The following is a 22,243-nucleotide window of genomic DNA, read 5'->3' as shown; positions in this document are numbered from 1 at the left end:
TTCGTGCCTCGTCAGCGGCTACAAAAGGGAGGGATCGAAGGCTCACAGCACCATCATCAACACTTTGCCGATCATCAACACGCTGACCACCGCACACAGCACCGCAAACCCCTGTTGCATCCGCTGGCCCGAGATTTTCGGCGCCAGCACGCGGCCGATGATCATTCCCGCCAGCGTCGCGCTGATAAACAGCACGCCCTGTTCCGACAGGCTAAAGCCCTGATACACCAGATGCCCCAAGGTGCCCAAAGACACCAGCGCCACCACCATCAGCGACGTGGCGACAATCCCGTGCATTGGCACATCACTGAACTTGCGAAACGCCGGGACGATCAAAAAACCACCGCCCACCCCCAGCAACCCGGTCAACAACCCCGCCGAGGCCCCGATCGACGCCAACGTGGTGGCACAGCGCAGGTCCCACTTCAAGTGCCCGGTAGACGGGTTGAGCTGGCAGTTTTTATGCTCCATGTCTTCATCAGACGGGCAGCCCGCCCGGGCTTTCAAAAACATGCGTGCCGAGACAAACACCATCACGCCACCAAACAAGGCCATCAGTGCCGCACCGGGCAGCAACTTGGCCAAGTGCAGCCCCAGCGGTGACGCCAGCCAGCCGGCGCTGGCCATCAGCGCGGCCGCCTTGTAGCGCACCAAGCCTTTGCGCAACCCGTCTATGGCGCCCACCGACGCCGCCACACCCACCGCCAATAACGCAACGGGCGTGGCCTCAACCAGCGTCCAGCCCACGCCCAGGGTCAACGCCGGAATGGCCAAAATACCGCCGCCCGCGCCAGTCAGCCCCAACAGCAAGCCCACCAGCGCGCCCAAGATCATAATCAGCATGGTTGAACTCAGTCCGGCTTGCAGTCAGTAAACCATTCACGCCCTTTGAGCATCCCTTGCCAGTAGAACCAGGGCAGTAATGTTGCCTTCAGGAACCAGGCTGACTGTCTTGGCACGGTAGGATCCATCGGAAAGGTTGGCAGGAGTTTTCCGCCATAACCGAACTCGGCCAGAATCACTTTGCCTTTTTCGACCGTCAGCGGGCACGAGCCATAACCGTCATAACGCTTGGGCAATGCACGGCCCTGGCGCAAGGCAATCAGGTTGTCCGCCACCACCACGACTTGCTTGCGCGCTGCCGCCGCCGTTTTGGCATTGCTGGTGCCGCACACATCGCCCGCCGCAAAAATCTCGGGGTAGCGCGGATGCTGCAAGGTGGCCGGGTCGGTTTCAAACCACCCCGCCTTGTCGGCCAGCTCGCTGCGACGGATCACGTCCGGCGCTTGTTGCGGCGGCACGACATGCAGCATGTCGAAGCGCTTTTCGACCCGCGTGACCTGCCCGTCGGCACCGGTCACATCAAACCAGGCGGTCTTGTTCGGGCCGTCAACCTTGACCAGATTGGACTGGAACGCCAATTGCGCCTTGTAGGCTTCCACGTATTTCATCAACGGCGGGACAAAGGTCGGGACGCCAAACAACGCCGCACCCGCCAGGTTGAACTCCACCGAAACCGACGCCAGCACGCCCTGCTTGCGCCAGTAATCACACGACAGATACATCGCTTTTTGCGGCGCACCAGCACACTTGATCGGCATCCCCGGTTGCGTGAACAGCGCCTTGCCACCACGCAGCGAGCGCACCAGCTCCCAGGTGTAGGGCGCCAGATCATGCCGGTAATTGGACGTTACGCCATGTTTGCCGAGGGTTTCTTCCAGGCCTTCGATTTTCTCCCAGGCCAGTTGCAAGCCAGGGCACACAATCAACTGCTGATAACCCAGCTCTGTGCCGTCACTGAGCAGCACCACCTTGCGCTGCGGCGCAAACGCACACAGCGACGCCTTCACCCACTGCGCCCCTTTGGGCATCACCTCGCCGGTGGGCCGCACCGTGTCTCGCACGTCGTAGGCACCGCCGCCCACGAGGGTCCACGCGGGCTGATAGTAGTGCTCGGTATTGGGCTCGATCACGGCGATGCGCAAAGACGCGTCGCGCTTCAACAGACTTGCCGTCACCGACAGCCCGGCCGAGCCGCCGCCCACCACAACCACATCAAACTGGCGCACTTCACGGGCGCCTTGGGTCGCGGCCTCATAGAGTTTTGAAGACCGATTGCCCGTGCGGCAAAACGCCAAGACCGGCTTGGGCAACTCCGCCAGCAACTCGCGCAGTTGTTGCGCCTGTTCCGCGGTTGCGCCGGTGGTCTGCACCGGCAAATAAGCAAAACGCAGCCCCAACGCCTCGGCCGCCTGCTGCATGGCGCTGTGTTCGGGTTGCTCGGGGCCGCCTTCATGATCGGGGCGGTTGCACACCACACTGCGAAAACCCAGCGCGGGCAAGGCTTGGAGGTCAGACGGCGCGAGCTGGCCAGACACCGAGAACGTGGCGTCGATTCGCTTGATGTTTTGCTCCATTGGGCACTCCAGGCACAACAAAAATGAATGGAATAAGGGGGCGGTGAACGTCGCAGGCAATGGCCCGCATCACTTCTTCAGCGCTTGACCGCAATACAGACCCGACAACGTTTGCATCACAGACACCACTTCGAAACTGGCGAGGGAGTAGTAAATATATTTCCCCATGCGCCGGGTGTTGACCATGCCTTCATCGCGCAACACACCGAGCTGTTGCGACAGGGTGGGCTGGCGGATCCCGGTCAGGTCTTCAAGCTCACCGACATTGCGTTCGCCTTGCGTCAGCTGGCACAGCAACAGCAGCCGGTCTTCATTGGCAAGGGCTTTGAGAAGGGTGCAGGCTTTGGACGCAGAATCGCGCAGAAGGCCGATCTCTTCACTGGTGAGTTGGGCAGACATGGAGAGCTCCGTGACGTAATGGTCGACAGTCTACGTCTCGATAATATATGTTTCAATATATTGAAATATCTTTTGATTCACGTGAGGCCCTTCATGCACGCCGACATTCAAGGTTTCTACGACCCCAACACCTCAACCGTGAGCTACGTGGTGTACGAAGCAGACGGTAGCGAGTGCGCCATCATCGACCCGGTGCTCGACTACAACGCTGCCGCCGGGCGCATCAGTACCGACAGCGCCGACAGCATCATCCGGTTTGTAGAAGCCCACGGCCTCAAGGTGCAGTGGTTGCTGGAGACCCACGCCCACGCGGATCATTTGTCAGCCAGCGCCTACCTCAAGCAAAAGCTCGGCGGGCACATCGGCATTGGCTCGGCGATCACCCAAGTCCAGGGCGTGTTTCGCGATATCTACAACCTGGAGCCTGAGTTCAGGCTCGACGGCTCGCAATTCGACCATTTATTCGAGCCGGACGAGGTGTTCCACATTGGCCGCCTGCACGTGCGCGCGCTCCATGTGCCGGGGCATACGCCAGCCGACATGGCCTACCAGCTCGAAGACCACAGCATCTTTGTCGGTGACACCCTGTTCATGCCGGATGTCGGCACCGCACGTTGCGATTTTCCGGGGGGCGATGCGCAGCAGTTGTATCACTCCATCAAGCGCCTGCTGAGTTTGCCGGCCGATACCCGACTGTTGATGTGCCATGACTACCCGCCCGCCGGGCGCGAAGCCTCGTGGTCGACCACGGTGGGCGAGCAGCGGGCACGCAACATCCACGTAAACGACAGCGTGCCGCTGGCCGACTTTGTCGACATGCGCACCACCCGCGACGCCACTTTGGGCGTACCGGCCCTGTTGATCCCGGCCATCCAGGTCAACATCCGCGCCGGCAACCTGCCGCCCGCTGATGAAAGCGGTCTGCGCAGCCTGAAAATCCCGCTCAACCGGTTTTAAAAATGGCAGGCATAAAAAATCCGGCCGAAGCCGGATTTTTTAATCATCGAATCACTGCATCCACGGCGGAGGCGGCTCTTCGGCTTTGCTCGGTGGCGCATCATCTGCGGCTCGCACCGCTTGACGACGCTCTTCGTCCAGACGGGCCGCTTCGATCTCGCGGATCACACCGCCGACATCTGCCAACTCTTCCGGCTCATCAAACTCGCCGGTCAACACGCTGGTCGGCTGCAGGGTGCCCGCTTCGTAAAGCGCCCACATTTCCTTGGCGTAGCGGGTTTTCTTCAACTCTGGCGCAAAGCGTCCGAAGTACAAAGCCATGTTGCCCACGTCACGCTCCAGCATGTTGAACGCGTGGTTGTTACCCGCCGCATCCACCGCCTGAGGCAAGTCGATAATCACCGGGCCGGTTGGCGTCAGCAACACGTTGAACTCAGACAAGTCACCGTGAACCAGCCCCGTGCAGAGCATCAGCACGATCTGGGAAATCAGGTACGCGTGGTATTCGCGCGCCTGATCCGGCTCCAGCACCACATCATTCAAGCGCGGTGCCGCGTCGCCGTATTCATCGGCCACCAGTTCCATCAGCAGCACGCCTTCAAGGAAGTCGAACGGCTTGGGCACTCGTACACCGGCGCCCGCCAGCCGGAACAGCGCGGCTACTTCGGCGTTCTGCCAGGCGTCTTCGGTTTCTTTACGACCGTACTTCGAGCCCTTGGCCATCGCTCGGGCCTGACGGCTGTTGCGAACCTTGCGACCCTCCTGATATTCAGCGGCCTGCCGGAAACTTCGTTTGTTAGCCTCCTTGTAAACCTTGGCGCATCGCAGCTCTTTGCCGCAGCGGACCACATAAACAGCTGCTTCTTTGCCACTCATGAGTGGGCGCAGCACCTCGTCGATCAGACCGTCCTCGATCAGGGGTTCTAAGCGTTTTGGAGTCTTCATCAGCTTTTATTGTGGGTCCTTTGTTACCAAACACGCGAATGTCACTCGTTATACGGCAATCCACTCACTACGGGGAGAGGGGGACCGTGCAAGAGTCGCTTGTAGGCACGCCATGTGCCAAAAATCCCGACGTTAGCCGCTCTGGATAATAGACGAGCGCCAACCATCGGGCATCGACTAATCCCGTTGATTCAGCGCGCACCCTACTAGAGCCGAGCAAAATGTATGCAGGGCGTTTCCGAAAATAGCCCGATCACTGTCGGAATAACTCGCCGGGCGTGAAGCCAAACATTTTTTTAAAGGCGGCAATAAAGGCCGACGTGGATTCATAACCACACGACAACGCCGCCAGGGTCACGCTGCCGCCCTCCTCCAGCACCCGCAGGGACGACAGCAAGCGCATGCGCTGGCGCCAACTGCGAAAACTCATGCCGGTTTCCCGGTCAAACAACCGCATCAGGGTTTTTTCCGACGTACCCAAGCGCTCGGCCCACACACTCAGAGTCACTTCAGCCTCAGGGTTTTCGATCAGCTCATTGCACAGCGCCAACAACCGCGCATGACGCGGCAATGGCAGCGAAAAACCCACCTGGTTCAGGCCCGCCAGTTGATCAAGCAACACCTGCACCAAACGTTCTTCAGGGCTGCCGCCTTGTGGATACTCCACCGGCAAGGCGCAAAAACGTTTGATCAGCTCGCGTGCCAGCGGTGTCACCTCCAATACCCGGCAATGTTCGGGTGCCCACAGGCAATCCTCACGGCGCACGTACAGGCTGCGCATCTCGGCGCGCATCGAGGTCACCACCTCATGCTCCAGCCCGGCCGGGATCCAGATGCCCCACTGCGGCGGCGCATAAAAACTGCCTTCGTCGGTGTGCACACCCAGCACGCCACTGATGGCATACGAAAACTGCACCCAATCATGTCGATGGCGCGGCGTCCACGAGCCCGCCCCCAAACTCTCGGCGCGCGCGTACAGCGGCCGAGGCAAGGTTTTAAGCGCAGGAATGGCGCGTTCGGCACCACGTTGTCCGTTTGGCGGCATTGGTTGGCCTTATGTCGCAAGACGTCAGATAAACCCGACGTTAGGCTAAGTCATCAATTCTTACAATGCTCTGGTGCCCACGATGCCTGTGTTCAAACACCTCAAACGCTTGTTCACAGACTGGTTTCTGTGCGGCATGTTACTGGCGACTTTACTCGCCTACGTCTTCCCGACGTTCGGCAGCACTGGCGGCGGCATGCACGCGGAAGTGGTGATCAACATCGGCGTGTTCCTGGTGTTCTTCCTGCACGGGGTCAACCTGTCCAGCGAACAAATCCGCCACGGCCTGAAAAACATCCGCCTGCACTTCATGGTTCAGGGATTCACCTTTATCGTCTTCCCGCTGATCTGGGTGGTCGCCAACACACTGCTGGGCGCGCACATTCCGCCGCTGCTGATGCTGGGGTTCTTCTACCTGTGCGCCCTGCCTTCGACCATCTCCTCGTCCGTGGCCCTCACCGGCAGCGCGGGCGGCAACGTGCCTGCGGCGATTCTCAACGCCAGCCTGTCGAGCGTACTGGGGATATTTCTCACGCCATTGCTGGTGAGTTTTGTAGTCGGCAGTGGCTCGGGCGGTATCGACCTGGGCTCAACCCTGCTCGACCTGTGCGCCATGCTGTTGCTGCCATTGGTGCTTGGGCAACTGGTGCGCCCGCTGTTCGGACGCTTTTTCGCCCGCCACAAGCGCTACACCAATATCTGCGACAAAGTGGTGATCTTGCTACTGGTGTACGCGGCGTTCTGTAACTCGATGGTCTCGGGCATGTGGCAACAGCAAGGCACCTCGGTGATCTTCAGCGCTCTGGTTGGCAGCGCGATCTTGCTCGCCATCATCCTGTGGCTGACTACCCGCACTGCGCGCGCCTTGAAATTCAGCACCGCCGATGAAATCGCCGCCGTGTTCTGCGCCAGCAAAAAATCCCTGGCGGCGGGCGCCCCGATGGCGGCCTTGATCTTCGGCGCCAACCCCGGCCTTGGGTTGATCTTGCTGCCGATCATGATCTACCACCCGCTGCAACTGATCGTCTGCTCGGTGATGGCCGAAAGCTACGCCAGCCGCAACCAGCGAGAAAAAGCCGAACAAAATGCCACGGCCGTGGCCGTCAGCTAAGCTTCATCTTTTTTGTGGGAGCGGGCTTGCTCGCGATGCAGGCAACGCGGTCTTTGAGTTAACCCGCGTCGATACAATCGCGAGCAAGCCCGCTCCCACACACATCAGTCCCGCTCAAGAATCGCTGTCACACCCTGCCCACCGGCGGCGCAGATCGAGATCAACCCTCGGCCCTGCCCGGCCGTAGCCAGCAACTTGGACAGGTTGGTGACGATGCGCCCACCCGTCGCGACAAACGGATGCCCTACGGCCAGCGAACTGCCTTTGACGTTCAGCTTGCTGCGGTCAATGGACCCCAGCGGCGCCTCCAGCCCCAGCCTTGTCCGGCAGTATTCGGCGTCTTCCCACGCCTTCAAGGTGCACAGCACCTGAGCGGCAAACGCTTCATGAATCTCGTAGTAATCAAAGTCCTGCAAGGTCAGGCCATTGCGCGCCAGCAGTCGTGGGACCGCATACACCGGCGCCATCAGTAAACCTTCGGCCCCATGTACGAAATCCACCGCAGCCGTTTCGCCATCGCGCAGGTAAGCCAACACCGGCAACCCCCGCGCCTTGGCCCACTCTTCACTCGCCAGCAACACCACCGAGGCGCCATCAGTCAGTGGCGTCGAGTTACCCGCCGTCAAGGTGCCTTTGGCGCTGCGCTCAAACACCGGTTTTAGCGCGGCCAGCTTTTCCAGAGTCAGCTCGGGGCGCAGGTTATTGTCGCGGCACAACCCCTGAAACGGGGTGAGCAAATCGTCTTCCCAGCCCTCGTGGTACGCCGCCGACAACGCCTGATGGCTGTGCAAGGCCAAGGCATCCTGCTCGTCCCTGGGGATATGCCAGGTTTGCGCCATCAACTCGCAGTGCTGGCCCATGGACAAGCCGGTACGCGGCTCGCCATTGCGCGGGAAGGCCGGTTTCAAAAAGCTCGGGCGCAATTGCAGCAAGGCTTTGACCTTGTCCAGCGGCGCCTTGGTGCGGTTGAGCTGCAACAGCCATTTGCGCAGGCCGTCATTCAGGCCAATCGGCACGTCCGAGGCGCTGTCGACACCCCCGGCAATCGCACAGTCAATCTGCCCGAGGGCAATTTTATTGGCCACCAGCAACGCCGCTTCCAGGCCGGTGCCGCAGGCTTGTTGCAGGTCATAGGCGGGGGTTTGTGGTGACAGGCGTGAGCCCAGCACGCACTCGCGGGTCAGGCTGAAGTCCCTGGAGTCCTTGAGCACCGCCCCGGCCACCACTTCGCCCATGCGCAACCCGTGCAGGTTGTAGCGCTCAATCAGCCCCTCCAGCGCCGCGGTCAACATCGTCTGATTGCTGGCCGTCGCGTACGCTCCGTTAGCGCGGGCAAATGGAATTCGATTACCGCCAATAATGGCTACTCGACGCAAACTCATAAGATGTTCCCTATTCTTTCAAGGCCATTGATCGTTACAAGCGTAGGTCTTATCGCTGATAACGAACGACCATGACGTGTTTGTGGTCAACCCTTTGAACCCCATCTGTCGGAGAGTGTTCCATGTCAGACCGTTATATCGACTTTGCCAACTCATCCATCGGCCACCGCGTGGTCGGTGCATTGGGTCTGCCGTCACCGGTACGACTGGAACGCTGGCAAGCGGGCCGCCTGCGCCCGGTAGAAGGTGCACTGTTGTTGGGGGGCGGCGCATTGGCCGCGACGGTCGGGGCTTTTGCCCAAAAACTCACCGATGCCGTATTCGCCTACGGCCCCGGCGAATGGTCGGCCAACCCGTGGATACCCGGCCAGGGGCCCAAGCTCAAGGCCGTGGTGTTCGATGCCAGCGAACTGCTGCACACCGACCAGCTCAAACAATTGCGAGAGTTCTTCCAGCCACTGCTGCGCAGCCTGGCGCCCAGTGCGCACATCGTGATCCTCGGCCGCGCCCCCGAAACCCAGCGTGATCCGTTTGCCGCCAGCGCCCAACGCGCCCTTGAAGGCTTTGCCCGCTCATTGGCCAAAGAACTGCGCAGCGGCGGCACCTTGCAACTGCTGTATGTCGGCGAAGGCGCTGAAGACCAACTAGAAGGCGCGCTGCGGTTTTTCCTCTCGCCCAAAAGTGCCTTTGTCAGCGGCCAGGTGCTGCGCCTGAGCCCCTGCGCCACGCAGGTGCCGGACTGGACGCGGCCACTGGCCGGGCGTAAAGCCTTGGTTACAGGCGCAGCGCGGGGCATTGGCGCGTCGATTGCCGAAACCCTGGCCCGCGACGGCGCCGAGGTGGTGTTGCTCGACGTGCCTTCAGCCAAAACCGATCTCGATGCACTGGCCGCGCGCCTGGGCGGGCGCAGCCTGGCCCTGGACATTTGCGCCGCAGACGCCCCCGCGCAATTGGTCGAACACCTGCCAGACGGCATCGACATCGTGGTGCACAACGCCGGCATCACCCGCGACAAAACCCTGGCCAACATGACGCCCGAATATTGGGATGCCGTGCTCGCGGTCAACCTCAATGCGCCGCAAGTGCTGACCAAAGCCCTGCTGGACAGCGGCACCTTGCGCGATAACGGCCGGGTGATTTTGCTCGCGTCCATCAGCGGTATCGCCGGTAACCGCGGGCAAACCAACTACGCCGCCAGCAAGGCCGGGCTGATTGGCCTGGCCCAGGCTTGGGCGCCGCTGCTGGGCGAGCGCGGCATCAGCATCAACGCCGTTGCGCCGGGCTTTATCGAAACCCAAATGACCGCGCACATTCCGTTTGCCCTGCGCGAAGCCGGGCGGCGCATGAGTTCACTGGGCCAGGGCGGTCTGCCACAAGACGTCGCCGAAGCCGTGGCCTGGCTCAGCCAGCCGGGCTCGGGGGCCGTCAGCGGGCAAGCGTTGCGGGTCTGTGGGCAAAGTGCCTTGGGGGCCTGAATCATGACCGTGCATTGGCTCGACCTCAGCGCCCCGCCGCACTTGCCCGCGCTGTATGCGCAAGCGGCGGCCAAACGCAAAATCACCGGTAGCACCCTGCCGGAGCAAGGCTTGCGCTGCTGGGTCGACATTGACGCCCAGGCGCTGGCGGCCTTTCGTGACGTTTGCGCGATTGCGCCCAGCCCGTTATTGCCGCCGACCTACCCGCATGTGTTGGCGTTCGGCCTGCAAATGCAGTTACTGACTGACAAAGACTTCCCCTTCCCGCTGCTGGGGCTGATACACCTGACCAACCGGATCCGGGTCTTGCGGCCCATGGGCGGTGTGACCCGGCTGCGCATCGGCGTGTTTGTGCACAACCTGCAAAAACACCCCAAGGGCGCCACCTTTGACGTCGTGACCCAAGTCGACGACCAGCTCGGGCCACTCTGGGAAGCCGAAAGCACACTGCTGTGCAAAGGCGTCGACTTGCCCGGCGAAGTGCCAGCAACCCCGACCTTTAGCCCCATCGCCTTGACCGAGCTGACCCGCTGGTATGCGCCGTCAAACATTGGTCGCCGCTATGCCAGGGTCTCGGGCGACTACAACCCCATCCACCTCAGTGCCGCCAGCGCCAAACTGTTCGGCCTGCCCAGCGCCATCGCCCACGGCCTGTGGCTCAAGGCGCGTGCGTTGGCAGCCCTCAACGCGCACCTGCCGGCGGCCAATGTCGAGATCAGCGTGGCGTTCAAAAAGCCGGTGCGATTGCCCAGCGAAGTCATCTTGCTGAGCAGCGATGCGGGCTCAAGCGGCGACTTCCAGCTCAACGGGCACGGGGATCTGCTGCATTTGATTGGCCAGTGGCGGCCTATCAGCTGAGACCCGACCTGTAGGAGCGAGCTTTTTGCTCATGCCTTTCACTTGCACCAATCTGCATTCAGTCGCAAGCTTTGCTCCTTCTGGAGAACCCACCCGCGATGAACCTCGAAGAACTCACTCAGCGCATGCACCGCATCCGCGATAACAACGACTGGAAGCAATTTCACAGCCCGAAAAATCTGGCCATGGCGGCCAGTGTCGAAATGTCCGAGCTGGTTGAAATTTTCCAGTGGCTCAGCGAAGACCAATCACGCCAATTATCCGCCGACAAACTGGCCCACGCCGGGCAGGAAGTGGGTGACATCGTGCTGTACCTGTTGCTGTTATGCAGTGAGTTGGGGCTGGACATGGATCAAGTGGTGCGCAGCAAACTGGCCGACAATGAAAGGCGTTTTAGCAAATGAGTGACCGTCACTTCGATCAACTGGCCACCCGTTTTGCTGAAAAAATCTACGGTGGGGCCAAGGGCGCGATTCGTCTGGCAGTGCTGCAGGCCGACCTTGAAGAGGCGCTGCCTCCGCGTCCGTTGCGGGTGCTGGATATCGGCGCCGGGCTGGGCCACATGTCGCTGTGGCTGGCCGAGCGCGGGCATGATGTGACGCTCGCCGAACCGGCCGCACCGATGCTCGAAGGCGCACGCGAGCGCTTTGCCGCTGCGGGCCAGACCGGCACCTTTATTCAGGCTCCGTGGCAAGAGCTGCCAGGGCAACTGACCGAGCCCTACGACCTGGTGATCTGCCATGCCGTACTCGAATGGCTGGCCGAGCCCCACACGATCCTGCCGGTGTTGCACCAAATGACCGCCAAAGACGGTTGGCTGTCGCTGGCGTTTTATAACCGCGACGCCCTGATCTACCGCAACCTGCTCAAAGGCCACTTCCGCAAAATGCGCAAGAACACCCTGGCCGGTGAAAAACAAAGCCTGACCCCGCAAGAGCCGCTCGACCCGCGAGAACTGGCCAGCGCCCTTGAAGGCCTGTGGCAGGTGCAAAGCCAAAGTGGCGTGCGGGTGTTTCACGACTATATGCCAGTGGAGTTTCAAGCCCGCGCCGACCTTGAAGCGCTGGTGGAAATGGAGCTGGCCCACCGTCGCCATCCTGCCTTCGCCGGGCTGGGACGTTATCTGCATTGGGTATGCCGCCCGGTTTAATACCCGCATGGGGAGATGATGATGTATCGCCGCGTTGCCTTGCTCGCTGTAAGTCTGGGATTGGCTGCGTGCCAGAGCCCCAACCCGTATACCGCCAGTTCCATGCCCATCCCGCCTGCTCCGCCGCAAGCGGCCAACACCCTGGACTTGAGCGCCTACCCGGCGCCGCCACGGGACTACGGCCGCTATCAAAGCTGGGCCTGGCGCAACAACCAATTGCCGGCCGGGTCGGCCTGGGCAGACTCCGCACAAATTGCCGAAGCGGTCAGCAATGCCCTCGACCAACGCGGATTGCGCCCTGCACAACCTGGCCACCCGGCAGATTTGTGGGTGAGTGCAGATTTACACACAGAAAAACGCTTGCGCCAGGTTCAGGACGACTATGGTTATGGCGGCATGTACGGCGACCGTTATGGTCGCTATGGCAACCAGTACGGCATGTACAACAGCGTACCGGTTGTGCGCACCTATGAAGTCGAAGTGATGGTTGTACGGCTCAATCTGTATGACGGAAAAACAGGTCAGCCGGTCTGGAGTTCAAGTGCAGAAACCAGTAGTAAAGGCAGCCTGAGCGAACGCAGTGACGCCCTGCGCGAATCACTGAACAAGGCAGTGCAGGCTTATCCTCCCCATTAAAACTGTTTGTTTAAGCGGAGACTCACCATGTTAGGACGCATTGCTTTACTGGGACTGGCCCTGCTGCTTAGCGCGTGCAACAGCCTGCAGGTCACCCATGACTACAACCCGGCGGTCAATTTTGCGCAGTTCAAGACGTGGGCCTGGAAAGACCCGGCCGTGCAATTTTTACCCGATACCCCGATGGTTAAAAACGGCCTGACAGCACAACGTGTGGTCATGGCCCTGAGCAGCCAGCTGGATCAGCGCGGTCTGACCCAGGCAGCGCCCGGCGCCAAACCCGACCTGTGGGTACAAACCTACATGGTCGTGGCCAACCGCCAGGAACAGGTCACCAACTACAGCTATGACGGCGGCCCTTGGGGTGGACCTTGGGCAGGGCCATGGGGTGGTTACTGGGGCGGCAACTATTGGGGCGCACCGGCATACGCCGAAACCCGCAATATCGTCTACCAAGTGGGCACCTTGCAGGTGGACCTGATTGACGCCAAAGACGGCAAACTGGTCTGGCGTGGCAACGCCGAAAAAGTCGTCGACGAAGATGCCACGCCTGCAGAGCGTAGCGCGGCGATTTCCAAGGCAGTCACTGAAATCATGAGTAATTACCCACCCAAACCAGGGCGTTAATTAAATCAAGCCAACTCACTAACAAAGTATATAACTGCGAAGTATTAATACTTTAGTCAGTGAGTTGGCCCTACTCTTCCCCCTTTACAACCTTTCATCCAACAGTTCTCATTAGTTGCACTCTCGGGCCTTATAAAGTGTGCAACTGGCCAGCATCCTGATCACTTCTTGACTACACTCGCTAACACTTAAGAGCGAAGCACTGGACAGTGTTCCAGTATCAGGAGTGCTCAATGTCTCCCCCCTTCCGTCGTGCGTATTTCAACGGCCCCCGCCAACAACATGGGGCGATTGGTTTAATGGCGGCACTGACGCTGGGGATGGTGCTGATCTTTATGTTGCTGGTGGTCGACGGCGGCCGCCTCTACCTCGAACAACGCAAGCTGCAACGGGTTGCGGACATGGCAGTGCTTGAGGCGGTCAGTCGGGGTGGCAGTTGTGCTGCCACCCCGTCGACCGCCACGCTGTACGCCACCCAAAGCGCCGCCCGCAACAGCTTCGTCCCGGCCGGCACGCAACAAACCCTGAATGCCACCTGCGGCACCCTGGTCACCGTCAACCAACTGCGCACCTTCCAGCTCGATCCCAGCAAAAGCGACGCTATCCGCGTGATTGCCACCAACACAATCCCTACCAGCATTGCCGGCGGTGTGTGGGATTTGGTGAGCAAGGGGACGTTGTCGACGACCACGAAGTTGACGGCGAGTGCGGTGGGGAGTAGGCCGGGACCAACGTTGGCACAAATCAGTATTCGCACCACCTTGGCCACGGTAAATACCTCGCAGTCTCCACTGCTCAATAATCTATTCTCAGGCTTGTTGGGTGGAAATGTTTCCATCTCGGCAGTTGGCTGGGATGGTTTAGCCAAAGCCAACATAAACTTGCTGCAATATTTGAATCAACTGGCAATTAACTTGGGTGTCAACGCAGGCGATTACACAACCCTGCTTAATACAAACGTTACTGTCACCCAACTCATAAAAGCAGCAGCATCCGTTGCCACACTTAACGGCGCAACACTTGATGTTCAGACGGCGTTAGCCAATCTGCAAGTAGCCGCCATCAACAACACACCCTTAAAAGTTGGAGACCTGCTAAAACTACAAACAGGCACATCATCTGCGGGTTTGGATACAGACTTGAATTTGTTCTCTCTTATTCAGGCTGCCATTCAAATTGCCAATAAAAATAACGCAGTGGCTGTTAGCCTTCCCATCAACGTTCTTGGCCTTGCAAAAGTGACGACTACCGTCAAGGTGATTGAGCCACCCCAGTTCTCAGCTATCGGTAACCCGGCCACGGATAGAATTTATGTCCGTACAGCGCAAGTGAGATCTCTGATTACCATCGAGCTCCCCATTCTCAATACTGTCAGTGCGCTTTTGAATTTAGTCACAGACCTGCTTTCAGGTATTACCGGCCTTCTTCAAGGACTGATCTGCGGGTTGGGACTGTGCGGAACCACATTCGACATTAAGATATTGCCTCCTCCATTGATTCTCAGCATCAACTTGGATAGCGGTGGAGCAGATGCTTTGGTGACCGGGTATACCTGCCCTTCCGGGACCTCTGGCAGCAAAAGTCTGACGGTCCAGGCCAATACCGTATTAGCCAACCTGAATATCGGAAGCATCGATGCCAGCAAAGCATTTTCTTCTTCAAATCCGGTAACTGTCACCCCTTTGCCCATCGTAAATATCATCAGTAAAAACTGCGGTCTCTTGGGGTGTGTCTACAAAGACTATGGGGGTGGCGGGATTGCACTCATGGCCACACTGCCCATTGCTAAAACGCCCAGCACCTTAATTTATTCGGCTGCCACAAACTCGGTTCCACCTAACCTTAAACAACCTCCGATGGCTAAATCTGCCAGCCCCACTACGAATATCGTAGATAGCCTAAGAAGTACTATCAGCAATGTACCGATCAAACTTTATGCCCCTGTAGACGGCACAGGCATTTTGAGCGCACTCGCGACGGGGTTAACGAATACTGTTAATGCAACGCTTCTGGCGATTGTAAACCTCGCATCCGGACTCATTACTGGAGTTTTAAGTCCTCTACTCGACCCACTACTCAACAACCTGCTGTCACTGTTGGGCGTTAACCTGATGGCCACCGAAGTCGACGCTAACCTCTCCTGCGGCCAGGGTGGCCCCGCCCAACTCGTGCTCTAACCTTCAACCACCGGCAATTCCACACAAAACCGGGCTCCGTGCCCGGTGTTGCTGACGCTTAAGCGACCGCCCATGTTGTCGATAATCCCGTAGCTCACGGACAACCCCAGCCCAGTGCCCAGGCCGACCGCTTTGGTGGTGAAGAAGGGTTCGAAGATCCGTTCCAGCAGGCGCGGGTCGATGCCGCCTGCATTGTCTTCCACCGTCACACACACACCGCTGTCACTCGCGCCAGCGGTCAAGGCGATCCTGGGGGTGAAGTCCGGGTCGGTTTCGCGCTTGCTCATCAGTGCATCGCGGGCGTTGATCAACAGGTTGATCAACACTTGTTCCAATTGGTCGACGTGGCCGCGCACCTGCAACGCATCGCTCAAACACTCTGTGCGCAGCTCAATGCCTTTGCCGCGCAAGCCTTCGCACAGCAAGGCCAGGGCGCCTTCCAGCGCTTGCGCCGGGTTGAAGGCTTGTTGCTCAACCTCTGAACGTCGGCCGAACACGCGCATGTGGTCGACCACCCGCGCTGCCCGCTGGATCTGGGCATCGATGCGGGTGAGTTTGTCTTGCAGGTAGTCGTGCTCCACATCGCCGTTGCTCACGCGCTTGAGCATGTTGGCGATGGCCATGCGCATGACGTTCAATGGCTGATTGATTTCGTGAGCAAGGCCCGTGGCCATTTCACCCAAGGTGGCCATTTTGGCGCTTTGGGTCATTTGCTGTTGCGAGCGACGCACATCAGTGTTGTCCCGGCCCACGGCCTGCACTTCGAGCAACTGGCCCTGGGCATCAAACACACCCCGGTCCGACCACACCCACCAGGCATACTCATGCCCCGGCAGTTGCAAGCTGATTTCTGCGGTACTCACCGGGTTTTGCGGGGTTAACTGGGCAATGCGCTGCATAAACTCCGCGCGCTGTTCGGTCGACAACCAACTGCCCAGATTCACCCCCGGCAATGCCTGCGGAGTGCACTCCAGGTACGCCGCCAGCGGCTGGTTGCCAAAGGTCAGGGTCAGGTCTGGCAGATAACGACAAATCATCGCGGGCGAGTCTTCGACCAGCACCCGATAACGCTCTTCACTGCGCTTGACCCGTTCAGTGGTCTCGGTGGCTTCGGTCACATCCAGCCACAACCCCACCGCCTCGATCGGCAGCCCAAGGTCATCGCGCAATAATTTGGCTTCGTCCAGCAACCAGTGGTAGTTGCCCTTGCTATCGCGCAGGCGATACCGACGCCGGGCGCTGCCAAAGCGCAGCAGTTGGCGGGTGCGGTCAAAGTATTGCTCGCGATCGTCAGGGTGAATCCACTCGATCAGCCCGGCCCCCTGGCTCTCGGCCAACGTCCAACCCAGTAACGGTTGCAGGCTGGCGCTAAAAAAGGCGGGCACTAACGCTCCTTTCTCATAGCGCTGCACATAAATCACCGCCGGGGAACTGGCGATCAGGTTGTCCAGCCGCGCATGGGCGGCCGTCGCTTGCAGTTGCTGACGTTTGATTTCGCTGACATCCAGCATAAAACCGACGATACGCCGCTGGCTGCCCGTGCCGACCGCTTGCCCCTGAATCCGATACCACGGGGTCGGCCCCGCGTTCTGCGGCAGGTCCAGACGCGCAACCACCATCAGGTCCTTGCCGTGCTCAATCAGTTCATCAAAACGAATACTGAGCTCATCGCGATCGGCCGGATGAAACAGCGCCAGCCAGGCTTTGCAGGTTAAGGGCGTGTGGGGGGCCGACAGGCTTTGGGCCAATTGCGGGGCCAACTGCACCTGCTCGTTGGCCGTCGACCACTCCCACCAACCCGTGCCCAACAAACCTTCCAGCGCCTGCACCCGCTCGCGGTGCTCGGCCTGTTGCTGCTCGCGCAAGCGCTCCAGCAAAGGCCCGGCCAAGGCGGCGCACACGTGCGACCAATCGCTCTCTCTCATCAGCGCAGGGCGCGTAGAAAACCCCAACAACAGCCAGGCACTGAGCCCGCGCTGATCGTGATAAGGCATGCACAAGCCATCGGTCGCGCCCAGCAGGTTACTGAATTGAAACGGTTGCTCGTTGGCAGCGGCCAGGCCTGAATGACGCGTACCACTGAGACTGTCCAGCGCACTGCCCAGGCTTTGCCCGGTCTCCCACAGGTGCGCTGCGCCGGGCGCCTGATAAACGCTAAAGAGGCTCCAGTCCGGCAGCCCTTCTTCACGCAGCGCCAAGGCGATGCAAGGCACTTGCCATTGCTCGCCAATACGTTGCAACGACTCCTGTGTCACCTGCGGCAAACGCGCCATGCTGCATAAGCGTAATTGTCTGGCCAGGCTCAAGCTCAGTTGCATGCAAAGCTCACGGTTGTGGGCTTGCAGCCCTTCGCGCCGCAGGTCGCTGATGTCCAGCAACTGCAACAGCCAGCCGTCAGCGTGTGGCTGAACCCAACCGCGGGTGTGCAGCACAGAACCATCAGCGCATTGGAAGTCCAGATCTAGGCTGTGCCCCAACCAATCGGCCGGAGTCCCTTCAAGGGCCTGAGTGCTGCCAGGCACCAAATAATCGAGCAATAAACGCGTAGCGTCAGCGCCGCTGACAGGCTGCACACCGAAACGCTGCGCGCCGTGCACCTCCAGCACTCGCCCCTGATGATCGAGCAACAGGTGCAAGGCCGTGTCCTTGCCGGGTTGCGCAGCACGGTGTTCCGGCAGAGGGTCTTGAGCGCGGCCCGAGAAGCGCCCAGACGGCTTGCCACCCAGGTTCAAAACTGCAGGCTCGACTGGGCCGACAAAGTGTCCGGCAAGCTCGGCACGGTGATGCCGCCCGGCAGTTTCAGCACCGGCAGGATATTGCTGAGCGTGGCGGCCGGGAGGCTAACGGTCACGGTCAGTACCCCCGCGTTATACACCGCCGTTTTACTGATATTGGTGGTCATCATGATCGGCATCCAGCCCAGTTGCTGGTCCAGCACGCCCTTGGCCACCGATTCGACCTTGGCCTTGTAATCTGCCGTTGCCAACGTCGGGTCCACCGCCATGCTGCGGCGCACCGCCTCGGCCGTCGACTGGTTAAAAGATTGCATCAACAGCAACGGGAAGCTGTAGCTGAGCACGCCATACAGAACTGAGAAAAAGATCACAAAAACCAGGGCGAACTCAATCGCCGCCGCGCCTTTTTGTGAGTGGGGAAGGTCAACTTTCATGACTGCGTCTACCCTGACAATTCACCGTGATATCAGCATAGAATCATTCGAAGAAAAGGGACGGGAATACGTGATCCATTTAGCGGTTTTATTCATTTGGTTTGCCGCCTGCGCTGCCCAAGACCTTTACCAACGTCACATCGCCAACACCCTGACGTTTGGCGCCGCAGGCCTGGCGTTGGTGTATCTGCTCTGGACCGGCACCACCTGGCTGGGCGCCAGCGCGGCTGAAGGCGGCTGGGCCCTGTTGATTGCCCTGGTCCTGACCTTGCCCGGCTACGCCCTGAACAAACTGGGCGCTGGCGATGTAAAACTGTTGATGGCACTCGCACTGGCAACCGATCGTCCGATACTGCTGGGCACGTTTATTGGCGCAGGTCTTAGCGCAGGGCTGTGGTTTTGGCTCGCGCCAAAAGTGCTCCCTCTATTGAATCAACGCCTTACCCATCCCCCCGGCGAAAACATCAAAGGCGCGTCAAAAAAACTGCCCTTCGCACCCTTTCTTTTATGCGGCTTCAGCTTGTCCGTTTTGTGTCTAACCTAATCAAAACGAAGGATTTATTACATGTACAGCGTAGGAAACTACGTCTATGTTTCCTGAACCCCTCGCCATTCACGCGAGTGGTACAGGACGTCTTAAATTGGCTTGCCAGGCATGGAGTAGCGCGTGAACAAGCTCACCTCAAAAATAAAAGTGTTAGTGGTCGACGATCAGCCGTTGATTGTCGAAGAACTCAGTGAGTTCCTGGAAAGCAGCGGTTACCGTTGCGTGCCTTGCGAATCAAGCCGTGAAGCCGTGGAGGCGTTTGTCGCGGATTCCGAGATAAGTCTGGTGCTGTGTGACCTGCACATGCCCGACATGAACGGCATCGAATTGACGCAGCATCTGCAGAAAATTGCCGGAAAACACCGCCTGTTTGAAAGCATCCTGTTGACCGGCCATTCTGACAAACAGGACGTGATCAAAGCCTTGCGCATCGGCATTGCCGATTACTACCCCAAGCCGGTTGACCTTGCGGAATTGCTTGAGGGCATTCAGCGTCAGGAAGCCGTCTTGCGCGAACGGCAAAAGAACGAGCATCTGGGGCATTTGAACGAGAAGCTGCAGTATTTGGCTGAGTCTATCGACGACCTTTATCACGACATGGAAACGGTCCGCCATCCACCGCCGTTCAAGAGCACTGTGGCTGCGGACGACGAAGCCTTGAGTGACCTGCCACCGATTTTCAAGCAGTTGTCACCGCGCCAGCTGGACGTGGCCAAACTGGTGGGCAAAGGGCAGACCAACTACCAGATTGCCTGCGATTTGGGCATCACCGAAAACACGGTCAAGCTCTACGTGTCCCAGGTGCTGCGACTGACCCACATGAACAACCGCACCCAGTTGGCGCTCGCCCTCTCCCCCAGTGCATCCGCCCAACAGCATCGGCAAACGGCGCACTGACCACAGCCTGTAGTCGCTGACGAGGAACGAGGCTGCGATGGGTTGCAAAGCGCCCCCACACGGCGGTCCTGGACCCGCATCGCAGCCTTCGTTCCTCGTCAGCACAAAAGCAGCTTGGACCTGTAGTCGCTGCCGAAGCATGAGGCTGCGATGGGTTGCGCAGCGACCCCACACGACGGTCCTGAGGCCCGCATCGCAGCCTTCGTTCCTCGTCAGCGGCTACAGCGCCTTATTGCTGCTTGGCCTTACCGCCTTCGTCTTGTTTGTAGTACTCAGGGATGGGGTGGGTGTAGCTGTCCAGCCAGCGTTGCAGGCTGCGTTCGCGCTCGGCCGGGGTTGCCACCTGGCGTTCCTTGGACTGGGCCTGACCGCTGACTTGCAGCTGCAACCAGCGCTCGGTTTCCTGCTGGTACTGGGACGCCGGCCCCGGCTCAATCGCCAGCACACTCAGCGGCATCATGCCCAACAACACGGCCAAACGAACCGAACATTTCATGGCAAACCTCCAACGCTTTATTTGATTGCAGCCACCTGATGACTCGCCGGTTTGGCAGCCTGGGTTTTCAAGGCCTGGGCCCTGGCTTGTGCGTCACTCACTTGTTCAGGGGTCAATTCGGCGCGGCTGGCCAGCTCCGCCGCCTGGCTCCATTGGTCCTGATAGATGAGCAAGGTGACCAGATTCAACGCCGCCAATTGATCCGACTGTTTAAGCTCCAGCGCCGTCAAAAACTCAAAACGCGCTTCGTCTGTGCGCAGTTGGTTGAGGTACACCACGCCCAGGTCATTGCGGATTTTTTCGTCCGTGGGCGCCGCTTGCGCTGCGCGCTCAAGGTAGGACGCCGCCAGCGTGTTATCGCCTCGCGCTGCCGCCAACTGGCCCAGGCCATGATCACCTTCGGCGCTCAAGCAAGTGCCGAGCAGCCCGCGGTACAACGGCCCGGCTTCAGGGCGGCCCAACTGGCGATAGATCCGCGCCTTGCGCAGTTGCACTTGGGCGAAGCCCTCCGGCAGGTTTTGCAGGTTGGCCAGGCTGGCGTGCAGCTTGCCCTCCTTGGCCATGTCGTCGGCCAGGTTCATCGACAGTTCCTGATCGTCGCTCAACTTGCCGCAACTGCCACCGCTAAAGGCGGCCCACGGCGGGTTGCTTTGCCCCCCGGTGGCGCATCCTCCCAGCATCAACAGCGCACACACGGCCATGACTGCTTTCATGCTCATACTCCTGTTCAAGAGCCAAAGGCCCGTGCGATAGCAATAAAACTCGGCCCGCCCAACACAATCAGCAACGCCGGAAACAGAAACATCATCATCACCACCGACATCTTGGCGGACATTTTTGAGATATATTCCTCCATGCGGGTGAGACGTCGGTCATCCAGCAGGCTTTTCAGTGACTGCAACGATTTCATCGCGCCACCGCCCTGCTGCAGCAATTGCTTGAGAATCACGCAGGTGTCGTCAAACTCATCCACCGCCAGCAAACTGGCCGCCTTGTCCAATTCCTGGCTCAACTCCAGACCCGAGTCCACGCGAGCCAGCACCAGTCGCAGCTCGCCTGTGAGCACCGGCAACAGTTGCCGCGCCTCGGTGCTCAACACGCGCAGCGCTTGCTCAACGGCCATGCCCGACTCGAACAAAATGCGCAGCAGCGGGATAAACGTCGACACCTCAACTGCCGCCGCTTCTTGACGCTTTTTAGCGACGTGGGCAAGCATGCGTTTGGGGATCAGATACCCCAGCGCCAATGCAAACAGCAGCACGATCATCAAATAGCCGGAACCCGGGTAAAACAGTTCATGCCCCAGAAACGCCAGCCCGGCCACGGCCACCGGCGTACCGACCTGGAACGCCGCAAACAGCGAACGCTGGCTTGCCGTGCGCCAGCCCACGCGGCTCAGCAACACTTGGGTTTCGTTGTCCATGGACACCGAGCGCTGGCCAAACTTGCTGCTGCCCAGTGCGCGCATCCACAGGCTGATTTTCCCCGGCCCGGTCTTTTCGCCTTCCAGGCGTTGCACCACCCGTTGTTGGCGCAAGCGCTGCTGAACCGCGCTATGGATCAAGACCCCGAGGCCTGCCAACAGCAACACTGCGCAAATCAGCAAGGCCATGTCATACGCTCCGTACCATGCGCCACAAGGCAAAACAGCCAATGGCTTGCAAGCCAAACGCGGCAATCAGCAAATGTTGACCACTCGCGTCGTGCCACATGTTCACCAGAAAGGTCGGGTTGGTGACCATGAAATAGCCGCCCACCAACAGCGGCAACAGCGCCAGCACCAGCGCCGTAACCCGCGTTTCGCCGGTCATGGCCTTGAGCTTGCGCGCCCCTGATTCACGCTCACGAATCAACACGATGAGGTTTTCCAGCAGTTCGCTAGGCTCTGTACGTAAAGTATTGTCGCAAGCACCGCATAGCGCAGGCCAATGAGACCATCGCCGCAAAACTTGTTG

General features: G+C 59.6%; 23 protein-coding genes. 11 read left to right on the top strand and 12 right to left on the bottom strand.

The genetic code is table 11. The features are described from left to right. Positions 1-42: 42 nt before the first annotated feature. The 3 genes from AAEZ03_RS19875 to AAEZ03_RS19865 all read right to left on the bottom strand — a co-directional run bounded on the left by AAEZ03_RS19875 (position 43) and on the right by AAEZ03_RS19865 (position 2,816). Positions 43-843 (bottom strand): sulfite exporter TauE/SafE family protein, encoded by an 801-nt coding sequence (locus AAEZ03_RS19875; RefSeq protein WP_282364732.1) that lies wholly within the window; start codon positions 841-843, stop codon positions 43-45. Between the two features lie 8 nt (positions 844-851). Then, on the bottom strand, positions 852-2,417 hold the full coding sequence (locus tag AAEZ03_RS19870; protein ID WP_350580958.1) for a bifunctional protein tyrosine phosphatase family protein/NAD(P)/FAD-dependent oxidoreductase: 1,566 nt from the start codon (positions 2,415-2,417) through the stop codon (positions 852-854). A gap of 69 nt (positions 2,418-2,486) precedes the next feature. After that, positions 2,487-2,816 (bottom strand): ArsR/SmtB family transcription factor, encoded by a 330-nt coding sequence (locus AAEZ03_RS19865; protein WP_048366468.1) that lies wholly within the window; start codon positions 2,814-2,816, stop codon positions 2,487-2,489. A 93-nt stretch (positions 2,817-2,909) separates the two neighbouring features. Here AAEZ03_RS19865 and AAEZ03_RS19860 point away from each other — a divergent pair, with 93 nt between their 5' ends. Beyond that, a complete protein-coding gene (locus AAEZ03_RS19860; protein ID WP_048366469.1) occupies positions 2,910-3,773 on the top strand; it encodes an MBL fold metallo-hydrolase in 864 nt (287 codons plus the stop codon). Positions 3,774-3,824: 51 nt separating this feature from the next. Here AAEZ03_RS19860 and AAEZ03_RS19855 read toward each other — a convergent pair whose 3' ends face one another. Next, complete coding sequence (locus tag AAEZ03_RS19855; RefSeq protein WP_048366470.1) at positions 3,825-4,718, bottom strand: PA4780 family RIO1-like protein kinase; 894 nt, start codon at positions 4,716-4,718, stop codon at positions 3,825-3,827. A gap of 253 nt (positions 4,719-4,971) precedes the next feature. Further along, positions 4,972-5,763 carry an AraC family transcriptional regulator gene (locus tag AAEZ03_RS19850; RefSeq protein ID WP_282364734.1) on the bottom strand — a complete coding sequence of 264 codons (792 nt, stop codon included), beginning with the start codon at positions 5,761-5,763 and terminating at the stop codon, positions 4,972-4,974. Between the two features lie 82 nt (positions 5,764-5,845). Between AAEZ03_RS19850 and AAEZ03_RS19845 the strand changes: the two genes are divergently transcribed. Further along, complete coding sequence (locus AAEZ03_RS19845) at positions 5,846-6,874, top strand: bile acid:sodium symporter family protein (protein WP_350580952.1); 1,029 nt, start codon at positions 5,846-5,848, stop codon at positions 6,872-6,874. 104 nt (positions 6,875-6,978) lie between these two features. Here the strand turns inward: AAEZ03_RS19845 and AAEZ03_RS19840 are convergent, their stop codons facing one another. Next, positions 6,979-8,256, bottom strand: a complete 1,278-nt coding sequence (locus AAEZ03_RS19840) for an acetyl-CoA C-acetyltransferase (RefSeq protein WP_350580949.1) — start codon at positions 8,254-8,256, stop codon at positions 6,979-6,981. Between the two features lie 122 nt (positions 8,257-8,378). Here AAEZ03_RS19840 and AAEZ03_RS19835 point away from each other — a divergent pair, with 122 nt between their 5' ends. The 7 genes from AAEZ03_RS19835 to AAEZ03_RS19805 all read left to right on the top strand — a co-directional run bounded on the left by AAEZ03_RS19835 (position 8,379) and on the right by AAEZ03_RS19805 (position 15,179). Next, positions 8,379-9,731, top strand: coding sequence for a 3-oxoacyl-ACP reductase (locus tag AAEZ03_RS19835; protein WP_123751248.1), 1,353 nt, complete (start codon positions 8,379-8,381; stop codon positions 9,729-9,731). A 3-nt stretch (positions 9,732-9,734) separates the two neighbouring features. Beyond that, on the top strand, positions 9,735-10,589 hold the full coding sequence (locus tag AAEZ03_RS19830) for a MaoC family dehydratase (RefSeq protein WP_350580946.1): 855 nt from the start codon (positions 9,735-9,737) through the stop codon (positions 10,587-10,589). Between the two features lie 98 nt (positions 10,590-10,687). Further along, positions 10,688-10,993, top strand: coding sequence for a nucleotide pyrophosphohydrolase (locus AAEZ03_RS19825; protein ID WP_048366476.1), 306 nt, complete (start codon positions 10,688-10,690; stop codon positions 10,991-10,993). Beyond that, a complete protein-coding gene (locus AAEZ03_RS19820) occupies positions 10,990-11,739 on the top strand; it encodes a methyltransferase domain-containing protein (protein WP_350580943.1) in 750 nt (249 codons plus the stop codon). The genes AAEZ03_RS19825 and AAEZ03_RS19820 overlap by 4 nt, the downstream gene beginning before the upstream one ends. A gap of 21 nt (positions 11,740-11,760) precedes the next feature. Further along, a complete protein-coding gene (locus AAEZ03_RS19815) occupies positions 11,761-12,375 on the top strand; it encodes a DUF4136 domain-containing protein (RefSeq protein ID WP_048390317.1) in 615 nt (204 codons plus the stop codon). A 27-nt stretch (positions 12,376-12,402) separates the two neighbouring features. Then, positions 12,403-13,002 carry a DUF4136 domain-containing protein gene (locus AAEZ03_RS19810; protein ID WP_123751245.1) on the top strand — a complete coding sequence of 200 codons (600 nt, stop codon included), beginning with the start codon at positions 12,403-12,405 and terminating at the stop codon, positions 13,000-13,002. A 233-nt stretch (positions 13,003-13,235) separates the two neighbouring features. Continuing rightward, on the top strand, positions 13,236-15,179 hold the full coding sequence (locus tag AAEZ03_RS19805) for a pilus assembly protein TadG-related protein (protein ID WP_350580939.1): 1,944 nt from the start codon (positions 13,236-13,238) through the stop codon (positions 15,177-15,179). Here the strand turns inward: AAEZ03_RS19805 and AAEZ03_RS19800 are convergent. Together AAEZ03_RS19800 and AAEZ03_RS19795 are read right to left on the bottom strand one after the other, a co-directional pair. After that, a complete protein-coding gene (locus tag AAEZ03_RS19800; protein WP_502947937.1) occupies positions 15,176-17,911 on the bottom strand; it encodes a PAS domain-containing sensor histidine kinase in 2,736 nt (911 codons plus the stop codon). The genes AAEZ03_RS19805 and AAEZ03_RS19800 overlap by 4 nt on opposite strands. Beyond that, positions 17,908-18,348, bottom strand: coding sequence for a TadE/TadG family type IV pilus assembly protein (locus AAEZ03_RS19795; protein ID WP_278939275.1), 441 nt, complete (start codon positions 18,346-18,348; stop codon positions 17,908-17,910). Before AAEZ03_RS19795 ends, AAEZ03_RS19800 begins: the two co-directional genes overlap by 4 nt. A gap of 70 nt (positions 18,349-18,418) precedes the next feature. Here AAEZ03_RS19795 and AAEZ03_RS19790 point away from each other — a divergent pair, with 70 nt between their 5' ends. Further along, positions 18,419-18,892, top strand: coding sequence for a prepilin peptidase (locus tag AAEZ03_RS19790; protein ID WP_123751277.1), 474 nt, complete (start codon positions 18,419-18,421; stop codon positions 18,890-18,892). A gap of 123 nt (positions 18,893-19,015) precedes the next feature. Further along, entirely contained in the window at positions 19,016-19,792 is a 777-nt protein-coding gene (locus AAEZ03_RS19785; protein WP_350580936.1) for a response regulator, read from the top strand. Positions 19,793-20,021: 229 nt separating this feature from the next. Here the strand turns inward: AAEZ03_RS19785 and AAEZ03_RS19780 are convergent, their stop codons facing one another. The 4 genes from AAEZ03_RS19780 to AAEZ03_RS19765 form a co-directional block, all read right to left on the bottom strand. Next, positions 20,022-20,288: a DUF3613 domain-containing protein gene (locus AAEZ03_RS19780; RefSeq protein WP_123751240.1), complete on the bottom strand. Its 267-nt coding sequence runs from the start codon at positions 20,286-20,288 to the stop codon at positions 20,022-20,024. Positions 20,289-20,305: 17 nt separating this feature from the next. Beyond that, on the bottom strand, positions 20,306-21,001 hold the full coding sequence (locus AAEZ03_RS19775) for a tetratricopeptide repeat protein (RefSeq protein ID WP_123751239.1): 696 nt from the start codon (positions 20,999-21,001) through the stop codon (positions 20,306-20,308). 14 nt (positions 21,002-21,015) lie between these two features. Then, positions 21,016-21,900: a type II secretion system F family protein gene (locus AAEZ03_RS19770; protein ID WP_350580933.1), complete on the bottom strand. Its 885-nt coding sequence runs from the start codon at positions 21,898-21,900 to the stop codon at positions 21,016-21,018. Position 21,901: 1 nt separating this feature from the next. Then, on the bottom strand, positions 21,902-22,243 hold a 342-nt coding region (locus AAEZ03_RS19765), incomplete at its 5' end, for a type II secretion system F family protein (protein ID WP_502947936.1).

The organism is Pseudomonas sp. HY2-MNA-CIBAN-0224, assembly GCF_040310285.1.
GTDB classification, from domain to species: Bacteria; Pseudomonadota; Gammaproteobacteria; order Pseudomonadales; family Pseudomonadaceae; genus Aquipseudomonas; species Aquipseudomonas helleri.
This window is presented reverse-complemented; position numbering and strand designations above follow the sequence as displayed.